This is a genomic window from Nocardia miyunensis NBRC 108239 (assembly GCF_001613065.1).
Classification (GTDB): Bacteria; Actinomycetota; Actinomycetes; order Mycobacteriales; family Mycobacteriaceae; genus Nocardia; species Nocardia miyunensis.
The window spans coordinates 1-12,205 of sequence record NZ_BDBQ01000031.1 but is presented as its reverse complement, the minus strand read 5'-3'; the positions used below and the strand labels follow the sequence as shown (position 1 = coordinate 12,205).

Below are 12,205 nucleotides of genomic sequence, written 5' to 3'. Positions count from 1 at the left end.
TTTCCTGAGTTGGTCCGACAGCCATGCCGCCCCGATGGTACGGGCCGTCGGCCCTCATGGGGTGTCCGGACCACATGATTGCCGGTGAACCTGAGAGCACCTCGAGATTTCCGTGCCGAGGTGGGTGAACTCTCGGTGACGGGCCTTCAGGACGCGGCCAGGCGGCGGCGCTGTTCCTCGATGTCGAAATGCGCCGGCGGCCAGTCCAGATCCAGCGCTTCCAGGGCGTCGATGAGCAGTTCGGTGACCGCGAGCCGGGAGTACCACTTGCGGTCGGACGGTACGACGTACCAGGGCGCGTAATCGGTGCAGGTGCGATCCAGTACGTCCTGGTACGCCTTCTGATAGTCGGGCCAGTGGGCGCGCTCGCCGATATCGGCCGGATCGAATTTCCAGTACTTGTCCGGGCGGTCCAGCCGCTGGGTGAGGCGTTTGCGCTGCTCGTCGAGGGAGACGAACATCGCGACCTTGATGATGGTGGTTCCGGCGTCCGCGGCGGTGCGCTCGAAGCGGTTGATCTCGTCGTAGCGTTTGCCCCACACGTCCTGTGGCACCAGTTCGTGCACCCGCACCACCAGCACGTCCTCGTAGTGCGACCGGTCGAACACCCCGATCTGCCCGCCGCGCGGCAGCTGCTTGCGGATCCGCCACAGATAGTTGTGCCGACGTTCCTGCTCGGTCGGCACGCCGAAGGAGGCGTGGTCCACGCCTTGGGGATCCACCGAGCCGATCACATGCCGCACGATGCCGCCCTTACCGGCGGTGTCCATGCCTTGCAGGACCAGCAGAATACTGCGCGGATCGCCGGAGCGGCCGTTGGCGTAGAGCTTCTCCTGCAGGCCCGACAGCACCGTGCGGCGCTGTTCGAGCAGCAGTTCACCGGCCTTCTTGTCGCCGCGGAATCCCGGGGTGGCATTCGTGTCGAGGTCGGCGACTCGCACCCCGCTCGCATGCAGTGCTTCGGTGACCGGAACGGACCAGGGGGATTTGGGCATGTGTGCAGTATGAACGCCCTCAGGCGCGGGTTGTCCCAGATGAAGGCGTGTCAACGTGGACGTTTGCTCAGTGCAGACCGGCCAGCTGCCGCAGCTGCGCGGCGAACGCGTCGTCGTCGACCGGGGTCAGGGTCAGCTGGTCGGCGGTGGTGAGCAGATAACGTCCGTCGCCCGCGACGTCGAGCCAGGTGCGGTGCCGGGTCGGCGGCGGGGCCGGATTGTGCGGCGCGGTTGTCACGGTGACGATGCCGCGCGAGTCGACCGGTGCCCGCAGGGCGCGCTGGAACCGGGCCGGACCGGCCGGTATGGGATGGCGTCCGCTGACCAGCACCGCGCGCTGCGCCTCGCGCATCACGGCCGTGCGCCCGGCCGGGGCCGAGCCGATCACCTCGACGAGCTGCTTGCCGATCGTCCCCGCGGGACAGAGCATCACCACGATCGAGTCGCCGCGCGCGATCAGGACCGCGGCATGGGTCAGCGTGACCGCGGCGCAGGCCAGAATTCGTTCGGGTGCGGTGCCGGGTCTGGAACGTTCACCGGCGACGGTGAGCGTGGTGAGGTCGATGCGGGCGCACAGCAGCAGCGCCGCGGTCAGATCGGGATCGGTGTTGCGGGCGTACTGCTGCCGCAGACCGGATGCGGGTGTGGCCGGGATGGCCGCGTTGACCGGGTAGGGCCGGAAGTCCAGGCCGGTTTCGGTGATCCAGACGTGTGCGAATTCGTCCGGAGTGAGAACCCACCGCACTAGCCGCGGCCTTCGGATGAGCGGGGACGTGATCGGATGAGAATGATGGCTGCCTCCGCGGGGCTCCGGCGGTCCATCGCGACACTACCGGAGGGCAATCCTCCCGCCGAGACCTCGTGCGTGTGATCTGCGACATGGCCGATCCCGCTGGCCTGGAACACTTTTCATGCCGGGCGGCTGGCGTCGAGATACTGCAGCAGACCATGCACCCGCTGCCGGACATCGATCAGTCCGGCCTCGGTGAACAGCTTGGGGAACACGTCGCCCTCGAAGAACCGCAACCCGATGGTCCCGAAGATCGCCGTGACCAGTCGGCCGAACCAGTTCTCGTAGCGATGGCTGGTACTGATCGCGATGCGGCCGCCCGGAGCCAGCACCCGGATCATCTCCCGCGCCGCGGCCAGCGGATCGGGAATCAGGTACAGCGCACCGAAACAGCACACCGCGTCGAAACTGCCGTCGGGGAACGGAAGCCGCTGCGCGTCGCCGCGCACATAACTCACCTCCGGGCCGGAGTTGTCCGCACGAGCCTGCGCCAGCATCGCGACCGACAGGTCGATGCCGACCGCGTGGCCGCCGACGGCGAGATGTGCGCTCAGGCCGTGCGTGAAATTCCCTGGCCCGCAGGCGATATCGAGTACGGTTCGGGCTCGGTCCAGGTGCAGTGTGCGGGCGGCGTCGGCGCGGTCGGCCCGCATGGTCCGTCCGGAGACGAGGAAGAAACTTGTCGGGCGCCAGACTCTTTCGTAAACGAGTGCGAAGGCGGGAAGGTTCATCAGGCGTCGAGCGAGGTTCAACGATGTAGCTCTTTCGAAATCCGGTGGTGCGAAATCGGGTCGTGCGAGATGTCGTGTGAGATCAGGCGGGGGAGACGTCGATCGCGATGCCCGCGGCACGCAGCCGTTCGGTGAGCGCATCGCCCATCGCCGAACCGGGAGTCAGCACGCCCGCGAGTTCGGGCAGTTCGTCGAAGGCCAGGCACAGGCCGGATTCGCCGAGCATCACCGCGGTCGCCTGATAGCCGGGATCGCCCTGCCCGGCGAAGGTGCACACGTACTTCGCGCCGGATGTGGTGTGCGCGAACGTCTTCATGGTGAACCAGCCGCTGTTGCGGGACTTCTCGTCCGGCCCGGTACCCGGCGCGGGCAGGATGCGGTCCAGCACCCGACGGCCCAGCGGGACGCGCGACAGCAGCGTCCCCGCCGCCATCATCACGACCACGCCACCCGAGATACCGGCCGCCACCAGCGGGGACAGCGGTGAGCTGCCCGCGCTCATCACCTCGCGATACCGGAAGTTCTTGCCGTACACCCAGCCCAGCAGGCCGTTCGTGCGACGCACGATCTTGGTGTTGTGGACGGCCATGAAGAAGGTCGCGACCCAGCCCCGCAGACTCGGATCGATGGTCGAGGCGCGCTGTAGCGCCTGATCGGTCTGGCGGCCCACATCCGGATCCATCGCCTTGTCCGGACTCAGCGAATAAGGATGGGACAGAATGGATCCGCGCGAGGGGTGCGCGGCGATCTCCTCCATCATCACCCGGCCCGAATCGATGGTTCCGCCGCTCGCGCCGCCCTTCAACCAGGCGACCAACGTGGTGTCGGTGAGCTCGCCGGCGTTGTCCTCGACGCTGCGCCGGTACAGCTGGTACACGCTCAGATCCGACGGAATCGAGTCGTAGCCACAGGAATTCACGATCTTCGCGTCGGTGTCCACCGCGGTGTCGTGGAATTGGTCGATGCAGTCGCGGATGAACAGCGGCTCACCGGTCAGATCGGCGTAGTGGGTGCCCGCCGCGGCGCACGCGCGCACCAACCCCATGCCGTAGCGCAGGTACGGGCCGACCGTGGTGACCACGACCCTCGTGCGCGCGGCCAGATCGTTCAGCGAATCCTGATCGGACGAATCCGCAACCAGCAGTTGCCATTTCGCGGCGGCCGGTCCGAGTTCGGCACGCGCCGCGGCCAATTTCTCCGCCGAACGGCCGGCCAGTGCGATGCGCGCGCCCGCGGGAGCCGCCTCGGTCAGGTATCGCGCGGTCAGCCCGCCGACGAAACCCGTTGCGCCGTAGAGGACCAGGTCGAATTCCCGGTCCGGGTTCTGCTCGATGTTCTCGGGGGTCATGGGCCTTCCCATCTGGTGATGCGAATCATGCCTTGCTGCGGCGTTTTCCGGACTTCGGCGCTGCCGCACCGGTGGTCGGCGCGGGTCGCTGGGCGAGCCAGGCCCGATGGGCCTTGCCCAGTTCGGTGACCGGGGCGTCGCCGTAGATCCACTCCCGCGCGATCCGATGCCAATTGTTCGTCGCCCGCAACTGCCCGAGCACTCCGAACGTCATGAAATCCGCGCGCCGGGAGAACAGATGTTCCGGGGGCAGGTTCTGCTGCTTCATTCCGGCGTGCTCGGTGGCGCGCGGGTCGATCGCCAGCACGGCCGCACCGCTGGCCAGTTCGGGGGTGATCGTCAGGTCCTCGTCCAGCAGCGCCCACTCGATCGCGGACAGGCAGTACTCCAGGCATTCCTCGGCCGTCACCTCCTCGGGCGAATCGATGATGCCGTGATCGATCATCAGCGTACGCAGATCCTCGGCGCGATCCTCGGCGGCGGCGCGGATGCAGGTCAGCTCGAACTGCGCGTCGGCGGGGCGCATCCGGTTGTAGAGGCCGAAGTCCAGGAAGGCCACGCGCCCGTCCTCGCCGAGCAGGATGTTGCCCGGATGCGGGTCGCCGCAGAACTCGTTGAAGTTGTACAGCGAGCCCACGTAGAAGCGGTAGATGATCTCGCCGATCCGATTGCGTTCCGCCGCGGGCAGTTCGCGGATCTCGTCGAACCCGCGACCGGGAAAGAACTCGCTCACCAGCACGTGGGTGCTGGACAGCTCCGGCATGCTGGCCGGGACCGCGATGAACGGGTGGTCGGCGTAGAGCTCGGCGATCTGGCGCTGGGTGGCGGCCTCGGTGGCGTAGTCGAGTTCGCTCTCCAGGTGCAGGCGCAGCTCGTCCAGCACGGCCGGGGTCACCCACGGCATCGCCGAGGCCAGGATGCGCCGGAACATGACCAGATTCTTCAGATCCGCGCGCACCGCCGCATCGATGCCCGGATACTGCACCTTCACCGCGACCTCGCGGCCGTCGTGCAGCCGCGCCCGGTACACCTGGCCGATGGACGCCGCGGCGATCGGTTCGGGTTCGAATTCGGCGAACAGTTCGCTCAGCGGCCGGCCGAAATCGGTCTCGATGAGTTCGCGCATCGTGTCGAAGGAGACCTTGGGCGCGCTGTCGCGCAGGACCGCGAGCCGATGCTGGAAACGTTCCCGGTGCTCGGTCGGCACGACGTCCATGTCCAGCACCGAGAGGATCTGCCCGAGCTTCATCGCGACACCCTTCATGGTGCCCAGCACGATGACCATCTGCTCGGTCGCGCGAATCGTGGACTCCTCGGCCATGCGAGCGCGCACCTCTTCGGAGCGACCGCGCATCGAACGACGAGTCTTCTGCGCGCGCAACACATTTCCGGCGACGGCGACACCCAGCTTGGTTCCCCGGGCGATTCGCGAGGTGGGAATCTCCTTGCCGCGTTTGTGGGACTTCTGTGCTTTGGGCTCAGGGAGATCCGGATCCTTCTCCGGGGATACGGTCTCCGCCGGATCCTCGGGTTTACCGGGTGAGTTACCCATGTGTCGGCCTGTCCTTCAGGGCTGCGCGTCGTCGAGTGCTGGAAGGGTTGTGCGTCGAGAGCTGGCAGGAGGCGACTTCGGCCTGCCGTGGGGTACCCGGTGATTCGCGCATGTCTTCACCGGCGGTCGTGGTGGGTATGCGCGGCGGGTTCGCCGCCGGGCGGGCGGCACCGTGCGGTCCGGATCTCGGAGCGCTCCAGCTCACCGTGCACAGTCGGCGATTCTGTCGGCGCGGTCACCCGACATCAGACTCACCGATGCCGGGGGCTGGGTCAAGCGTCGTCGGGTTCGGGCAGGCTGTGCGGGGTGGAGTTGAATCGCTCGGGGGAGCCGCCCGCGCGAACCATGCCCTCGATCGCGCTCCACGCCATCATGGTCATGTGATCGAGCATGGTGTCCGCCGACATGCCGCGATTGCCGATCCACCAGTCCGTCGCCAGCTGGACGCCGCCGACCAGGACGTACGCGTACAGCTCGACGCCCTCGGTGTCGATGTGACGGCCGAATGCCTTGTCGCGCAGGACCGCGGCGACGATATCGGCGAAGAGCTTCTCGAAGTCGGCCAGCGTGGACTTGTCGGTTGAGGAGCCGTAACCCATGATGAACCGGTACACGTCGGTATCGGCGTCGACGGTGTGCACATACGCGGCCAGGGTGTTACGGACCAGCTGGTACTCGTCCAGATCGTCGCTGATCGCGTCGTAGATGCGCGGCATCAGGGTGGTCTCGATGAACCGCTCCATGGTGGCGCGGGTCAGATCGTTCTTGTCCGAGAAGTACCGGTACAGAACGGTTTTCGAGACGCCGATCTCGCCCGCGATCTCGTCCATGCCGACATCGCCACCCCGCTTGCGGATCGCCGCCAGGGTGCCGTCGACCAATTCCTCGCGCCGGTCGATCTTGTGCTGATGCCAGCGCCGCTTGCGACCATCCACCCGGACCGTACGCGCCGGGCTGGAGTTGAGGGCGGCTTCGGTGGACAGGGTGACTCCTCGTGTCGGGAACGGGGCCACTCCAGCTTAGGTCCTTCCGATCGGCGATGTTCCGACTTCGTCGAGGCCACTCCGAGCGGGTACCAGGGTGGGTGGAACCGGAGCGACTCCGATGAGCGGACAGAATGGAAATATGGAGCAATCTCCCGGCAGTGCCTCACGCGGGGCCGATGCAGTGTCCACGGGCCCCGATCCGGTGCGGACAGGCGTTACCGGCACGTCGCTCGCCACGCCCGCCGCTCCCGTTGCGGGCGGGCCCGACGGCCGGTCCGGACCGGCTCGGGGAGTGGGATATACCACACGCGGCCCGGACCGCCGGGACTCGCCCGCCTCGTTCGCCGATCTGATGGACGACGCCGGTAAACGCCGTGATCTGCGCCGGATGAAATTCGTCGCCACGGCCTTCCTCGCCGGTGCGACGGTCATCTATCTGGTGTGCTGCTGGATCGCCTCGCGCGGTGCGGGCGGCAACTGGGTGGGTTATGTGCGCGCGGCCTCGGAGGCGGGCATGGTCGGCGCGCTCGCGGACTGGTTCGCGGTGACCGCGCTGTTCCGGCATCCGCTGGGACTGCCCATTCCGCACACCGCGATCATCCGCAAGAAGAAGGATCAACTCGGCGAGAGCCTCGGCAACTTCGTGCGGACGAATTTCCTGTCCCCGGAAACCGTGGTGGCGAAGGTGGATTCGGCGCAGATCTCGCTGCGGGTGGGGCGCTGGATGGCCGATCCGGAACACGCCGCGCGGGTCTCGGAGGAATCCTCGACGATTCTGCGCGCGGTCATCGACGCGCTGCGCGACGAGGACGTCGAGCAGATCATCGACCACACCATCGTCAAACGCATCGCCGAACCGCAGTGGGGCCCGCCGATCGGCCGGGTGCTGTCGGAGTTGCTGTCCGAGAACCGGCAGGCCCCGCTGCTGGACCTGCTGGCCGAGCGCGCGCACCAGTGGGCGCTGGGTAGTCAGGAGACCCTCGATCGGATCGTCACGACCGAAGCGCCGTCCTGGGCGCCGAAATTCGTGAATGTCATGCTGTCCGAACGGGTTTACCGGGAATTGGTCGAATTCACCTGGAAGATTCGCGCGCAGCCCGATCACGAGGTGCGGCTGGCGGCCAATCGCTTTCTCGAGCAGTTCGCCGACGATCTGCAGCACGACGAGGCGATGATCGCGAAGGCCGAACGCATCAAGGCCGAGATCATGGGCCGCGAGGAGATCACCGGAATGGCCCAGGCGACGTGGCGGGCGGCCAAGCGGCTGGTCCTGGAGTCGGCCGACGATCCGAACAGCACGTTGCGGCGCAAGATCACCGAGAACGTCCAGCAACTCGGGCAGCGTCTGGTCGCCGAGACCGAGATGCGCGAAAAGGTGGACGGCTGGCTCGAGCGCGGGGTGCGCTATCTGGTCTCGAACTACGGGTCCGAGATCGCGACGCTGATCAGCGATACCGTGGCCCGGTGGGATGCCGACGAGGCGAGTCGCAAGATCGAATTGCAGGCCGGGCGCGATCTGCAGTTCATCCGGATCAACGGAACAGTGGTCGGATCGCTCGCCGGATTGGTGATCTATGCCGTCTCGCATCTACTGTTCCCCGGCTGGTCGGGATAGCTCCGGCCGAGTTCGTCAACGAGTGCTAACAAGGGTGCTTGCAATAGCTAGCACCCTGTCTTAGAATTGACCGCACAACCGCCGGAAGGTGAGTGATGGCACAGGATCCCGAGGGTCCCGAGCAGAACGTCGAGCAACCCGCGGAGACGTCCGCGGATCTCGGCGAGAAGGTGGCCCGCGTAGCCAGCGCGGCGCACGACATCGGGAGCTTCATCCGGTCGCAGCGAGAGGCCGCGCAGGTCTCGCTGCGACAGCTCGCACAGCTGGCGGGGGTCAGCAATCCGTATCTCAGTCAGATCGAGCGCGGATTGCGGAATCCGTCCGCCGAGGTACTCGCGCAGATCGCCAAAGGTCTGCGGGTGTCCTCGGAGGTCTTGTACATAAGGGCGGGCTACCTCGAACAGAGGCCGCACAGCCCGGTCCGGGACGCGCTGCTGGCCGACTCGGTGATCACCGAGCGGCAGAAACAGGTGCTGCTGGACATCTACGAATCGTTCCGCCGTGAGAACGCGGGGGACGAATTCGCAGGGGACGCAACGGAATCCGCAGCCGACGTTCCCGGGGGGACCAGGGACAACGCCGTTCCGAGCACTACCACCGACGTTCCGCCACGCCAGGAGAACGAACCATGACCGAAGCAACACAGACCGTGACCAAACCGCTGTACGCCACCGTCGGCGCCGGGGATGCCCTCTACACCGCGGTCAACGACCTGGTGGGCAAGGTGCGCGAGCGCGCCGCCACCGTCGATGTCAGCGGCCGCGTGGACGAGGCCCGCGAGCGTATCGCGAACCTTCCCGCGGATGCCCAGGAGCAGTTCGGCACGCTGCGTCAGCGGCTGTCCGGCCTGCCCGCCGAACTCCCCGAGGACCTGGCCGATCTGCGTGAGCGGCTCAGCCCCGAGGAGCTGCGCAAGCTCGCCGACCAGTACTACCACCAGCTGGTGGAGCTGTACCAGGATCTGGCCTCGCGCGGCGAGGAGACCGTGGACCGGCTGCGCGCCAACCCGAACTTCGAGGAGCGTTTCGAGCGGGTCGAGGGCATCTACACCGACGTCGTCACCCGCGCTGAGGACGTCTTCGGGAAGGTGTCCGACCAGGCCCGTGGCCTGCTGGGCAGCACCGAGGAGTCGGAGGCCGAGCCGGTCGTCGACGCCGAGGTCGTCCAGGTGACCCACGAGCCCGCCGCCCCCGGCGACGAGGCTTCCGCCGAGGAGACCTCGGCCAAGAAGGCCGCCGCCAAGAAGGCCCCGGCCAAGAAGGCGCCCGCGAAGAAGACCACGACCACCGCGAAGCAGTAGTCGCCGCGCCGTTTTCGAGAGCACGCCCCCGCGCACCGTCCGGCTGCGCGGGGGCGTTTCTCCTATCATTGGGGTGTGTACTCCCTGATCGGCATGACCATGTTGGTGATTCAGATCGCCGCCCTGGGTGCCTGCCTGTTCGCTTTGGTCCACGCCATCCGTCAGCGTCGTGACGCGTTCACGGCGGTCGACAAGCTCACCAAGCCGATCTGGGTCACGATTCTGGCCGTCGCCACGGCCGTGATCGGGTTGCCGCTGCTGGGCTTGTTCAGCCTGGGGATGTTCGGGCTCATCGCGGGTGTGGTCGCCACCGGCGTATATCTGGCCGACGTCCGGCCGAAGGTGGACGAGGTGCAGCGCGGTCCGCGCTGGTAGAGCGCTTGCACTAGCAAGCACCCCCTTGGTGGCGTTACTGTATCGGTAAGTAACACACAAGGGAGTGTCCCGATGCAGGCAACGTTGCCTACCTCGATCACGGGTCTGGTGGATGTCGTCCGCGGCCTGATGCGTAACCATCGCGCCGGTCTGCGCACCCGGACCTATGCCGATCGATCATTCGATCCGCCGAGCGCCGCGTGCGCGGTCGTACCGGTCACCGCGCCGGACGGGACCGCTCTGCGGGCGCACTCCTACGGCCCCGCCAACGGCGATGTCATCGTGTTCGTGCACGGCTGGTCCTGCTGCCTCGAGTACTGGAATCCGCAGATCAACGCCTTCGCCGGGGAATACCGCGTGATCGCCTACGATCAGCGCGGCCACGGCGAGAGCGAATCGGGCGACAGCCCGCTGACCACCGATCTGCTCGCCGACGATCTGGCCGCGGTGCTGGACGCGGTCCTGCGTCCCGGGCAGCGGGCCGTACTGGTCGGGCACAGCCTGGGCGGGATGACGATCCAGGCATGGGCCGGGCGTTATCCGGAGCGGGTGGCCGCCCGCGCGGCCGCGGTGCTGCTGACCAATACCGCCGCCGGCGACCTGATCGCCGAGACGAGCGTCATCCCACCGCTGCGCGCGCTGCCGTTGCCGCTGCTGCTCCCGACCGGAAAGTACCTGCTCGGCTCACAGCTGCTGTTCCCGCCGATCCCGCCGGTGCGGTGGATCTTCCGGCGTCAGGTGATGAGCCTGGCCTCGACCGGTGACGTGGCCGACTTCGCGCTGTCCATCGTGCGGTCCTGCCCCGCCCGGGTGCGCGGGCTGTTCGGGTTGTTGCTGGCCGATCTGGCGCTGGGGCGTGCGGCGGCGTCGCTGACCGTGCCGACCACCGTCATCGCCGGAAGCGCCGATGATCTGACCCCTCGCGCGCATGCCGAGCGGATCGCGGAGATGCTCGCGGAAACCGGTTCGCTGGATCGGCTCGAGGTCCTGCCGACCGGGCATCTGGGCAATGTCGAGGCGGTCGAGGCGTTCAACGCCGAACTGGCTCGGGTGTTGAGCGGTGCGTTCGCGGTGCGGGAGGCCACGGCGTAGGCGTGCGGCGAATCGTTCCGGTGATGGGTTCGTACGCAATTCGTTACCGCTGATAACGGTACGGCTGGCGGGCCAACTGCGATATCCAGTGCAGAAAGTGAGAACGCCGGAACTCGATGGCGCTGGCGAGCCAGCTGCTTGCACTAGCAAGCACCCCGGTTAGCGCGGTACTGTGCGGGTGGACACAAAGGAGTGCTCATGCTGGCGAAGCTGCCCGAAATGGTGACCGGATTGCGTTCCGGCACAGATGCGCTGGTCGCGGCCCATCGCGGACAATTGCGTTCGCGGAAGTATCGGACCGCGTCGTTGGATCCGCACCCCTCGCCCGAGGTCGTTCCGGTGATCACCGAGGACGGCGCCAGTCTGCGAGTGCACGCCTACGGTCCCGAACAGGGCGATGTGATCGTGCTGATCCACGGCTGGTCCTGCTGCATCGAGTACTGGAATCCGCAGATCAACGCCTTCGCCGGGGAATGCCGGGTCGTCGCCTACGATCAGCGCGGCCACGGTGAGAGCGATTGGGGCACAAGGACATTCGGTGCGGAGCAGCTGGCCGACGATCTGTCCGCCGTGCTGGACGCGGTTCTGCGTCCGGGCCAGCGGGCCGTGCTCGTCGGGCACAGCATGGGCGGCATGACGATTCAGGCCTGGGCGCGGCGTTATCCGCAGCAGGTCGCGCAGCGGGCCTCGGCGGTGTTGCTGGCGACGACCGCCGCGCGCCGGATTCCCGGCCGGGCCACCATCATCCCGGTCATCGGCGAGTACCTGCCGACTCCGGTCTGGGTCGCGCAGACGGTCTTCGGCGCACCGGTTCCCCTGCCCGGATTCGCCGTCGCCCGCAAACTCCTCCAGTCCCGCATCATGACCCCCGATTGCGATCCCGAACTGGCCGAATTCGCCCTGTCCATCGTCCGATCCTGCCGCCCCACGATCCGCGGCGCGGTGGCCCGCGACCTGGCCACCCTCGACCTGGGCGGCGCGGCGTCCCACATCACCGTCCCCACCAGCGTCATCGCCGGTGAATACGACAAACTCCTGCCCACGCGGCATTCGGTCGAGATCGCCGACGCCCTCGCCGAGACCGGCGCCCTCGACCGCCTGCTCACCCTCCCCACCGGCCACCTGGTCAACCTCGAGGCCCCCGTCGAGTTCAACGCCGAACTCCGCCGCATGATCCAGGTAGCCCGCCGCACCGCGGCAGTGGCGAGTTAGAAGCCGCCGCTCAGAGCGGCGTACCGCAGGAAAAGCCGGCGGGACCCAGTCCCGCCACCCGTCAAGGCCGGTCAAGGGCGCCCGGTCTTGACCTGTATCTTTGGCCTCCGTATTTTTGGCCTCCGCTTCGCTCCGGCGGGTTTTCGGCGCTGTAAGGCTCGTCGTTGCACGCTCGAGACTCGGGCTTCGCCCATGCGCTTCGAGCGTGC

Annotated in this window: 12 protein-coding genes; 6 read left to right on the top strand and 6 right to left on the bottom strand. The window is 67.3% G+C overall.

What is annotated here, in order from left to right; translation table 11 throughout:
* Nucleotides 1-146: 146 nt before the first annotated feature.
* The 6 genes from NM2_RS12780 to NM2_RS12755 all read right to left on the bottom strand — a co-directional run bounded on the left by NM2_RS12780 (nucleotide 147) and on the right by NM2_RS12755 (nucleotide 6,399).
* The gene (locus NM2_RS12780; protein WP_067668043.1) at nucleotides 147-995 is read right to left on the bottom strand and encodes a polyphosphate kinase 2 family protein; all 849 of its coding nucleotides are present in this window, start codon (nucleotides 993-995) and stop codon (nucleotides 147-149) included.
* A gap of 67 nt (nucleotides 996-1,062) precedes the next feature.
* The gene (locus NM2_RS12775; protein ID WP_067668040.1) at nucleotides 1,063-1,740 is read right to left on the bottom strand and encodes an ESX secretion-associated protein EspG; all 678 of its coding nucleotides are present in this window, start codon (nucleotides 1,738-1,740) and stop codon (nucleotides 1,063-1,065) included.
* A 164-nt stretch (nucleotides 1,741-1,904) separates the two neighbouring features.
* On the bottom strand, nucleotides 1,905-2,537 hold the full coding sequence (locus tag NM2_RS12770; protein WP_067668037.1) for a class I SAM-dependent methyltransferase: 633 nt from the start codon (nucleotides 2,535-2,537) through the stop codon (nucleotides 1,905-1,907).
* A gap of 61 nt (nucleotides 2,538-2,598) precedes the next feature.
* Nucleotides 2,599-3,864, bottom strand: coding sequence for a saccharopine dehydrogenase family protein (locus NM2_RS12765; protein ID WP_067668035.1), 1,266 nt, complete (start codon nucleotides 3,862-3,864; stop codon nucleotides 2,599-2,601).
* Between the two features lie 25 nt (nucleotides 3,865-3,889).
* The gene (locus NM2_RS12760) at nucleotides 3,890-5,416 is read right to left on the bottom strand and encodes an ABC1 kinase family protein (protein WP_084530861.1); all 1,527 of its coding nucleotides are present in this window, start codon (nucleotides 5,414-5,416) and stop codon (nucleotides 3,890-3,892) included.
* Between the two features lie 272 nt (nucleotides 5,417-5,688).
* Complete coding sequence (locus tag NM2_RS12755; RefSeq protein ID WP_067668283.1) at nucleotides 5,689-6,399, bottom strand: TetR/AcrR family transcriptional regulator; 711 nt, start codon at nucleotides 6,397-6,399, stop codon at nucleotides 5,689-5,691.
* A 355-nt stretch (nucleotides 6,400-6,754) separates the two neighbouring features.
* On the opposite strand from NM2_RS12755, the gene NM2_RS12750 reads away from it, so the two are divergent.
* From NM2_RS12750 to NM2_RS12725, 6 genes are all read left to right on the top strand, one after another.
* A complete protein-coding gene (locus NM2_RS12750) occupies nucleotides 6,755-8,017 on the top strand; it encodes a DUF445 domain-containing protein (protein WP_084530890.1) in 1,263 nt (420 codons plus the stop codon).
* A 95-nt stretch (nucleotides 8,018-8,112) separates the two neighbouring features.
* Complete coding sequence (locus tag NM2_RS12745; protein WP_067668029.1) at nucleotides 8,113-8,649, top strand: helix-turn-helix domain-containing protein; 537 nt, start codon at nucleotides 8,113-8,115, stop codon at nucleotides 8,647-8,649.
* Nucleotides 8,646-9,317: a heparin-binding hemagglutinin gene (locus NM2_RS12740; RefSeq protein ID WP_067668026.1), complete on the top strand. Its 672-nt coding sequence runs from the start codon at nucleotides 8,646-8,648 to the stop codon at nucleotides 9,315-9,317. Before NM2_RS12745 ends, NM2_RS12740 begins: the two co-directional genes overlap by 4 nt.
* A 93-nt stretch (nucleotides 9,318-9,410) precedes the next feature.
* Nucleotides 9,411-9,692 carry a DUF2516 family protein gene (locus tag NM2_RS12735; RefSeq protein ID WP_067668281.1) on the top strand — a complete coding sequence of 94 codons (282 nt, stop codon included), beginning with the start codon at nucleotides 9,411-9,413 and terminating at the stop codon, nucleotides 9,690-9,692.
* A gap of 72 nt (nucleotides 9,693-9,764) precedes the next feature.
* Nucleotides 9,765-10,784 (top strand): alpha/beta fold hydrolase, encoded by a 1,020-nt coding sequence (locus NM2_RS12730; protein WP_067668023.1) that lies wholly within the window; start codon nucleotides 9,765-9,767, stop codon nucleotides 10,782-10,784.
* A 198-nt stretch (nucleotides 10,785-10,982) separates the two neighbouring features.
* A complete protein-coding gene (locus tag NM2_RS12725) occupies nucleotides 10,983-11,996 on the top strand; it encodes an alpha/beta fold hydrolase (RefSeq protein WP_067668020.1) in 1,014 nt (337 codons plus the stop codon).
* Nucleotides 11,997-12,205 lie beyond the last annotated feature (209 nt).

What these genes read in the sequence shown, in the direction of transcription:
- NM2_RS12780 (WP_067668043.1), bottom strand. Translation starts at nt 995, where the DNA reads ATGCCCAAATCCCCCTGGTCCGTTCCGGTCACCGAAGCACTGCATGCG.
- NM2_RS12765 (WP_067668035.1), bottom strand. Translation starts at nt 3,864, where the DNA reads ATGACCCCCGAGAACATCGAGCAGAACCCGGACCGGGAATTCGACCTG.
- NM2_RS12760 (WP_084530861.1), bottom strand. Translation starts at nt 5,416, where the DNA reads ATGGGTAACTCACCCGGTAAACCCGAGGATCCGGCGGAGACCGTATCC.
- NM2_RS12750 (WP_084530890.1), top strand. Translation starts at nt 6,755, where the DNA reads ATGGACGACGCCGGTAAACGCCGTGATCTGCGCCGGATGAAATTCGTC.
- NM2_RS12745 (WP_067668029.1), top strand. Translation starts at nt 8,113, where the DNA reads ATGGCACAGGATCCCGAGGGTCCCGAGCAGAACGTCGAGCAACCCGCG.
- NM2_RS12740 (WP_067668026.1), top strand. Translation starts at nt 8,646, where the DNA reads ATGACCGAAGCAACACAGACCGTGACCAAACCGCTGTACGCCACCGTC.
- NM2_RS12735 (WP_067668281.1), top strand. Translation starts at nt 9,411, where the DNA reads ATGACCATGTTGGTGATTCAGATCGCCGCCCTGGGTGCCTGCCTGTTC.
- NM2_RS12730 (WP_067668023.1), top strand. Translation starts at nt 9,765, where the DNA reads ATGCAGGCAACGTTGCCTACCTCGATCACGGGTCTGGTGGATGTCGTC.
- NM2_RS12725 (WP_067668020.1), top strand. Translation starts at nt 10,983, where the DNA reads ATGCTGGCGAAGCTGCCCGAAATGGTGACCGGATTGCGTTCCGGCACA.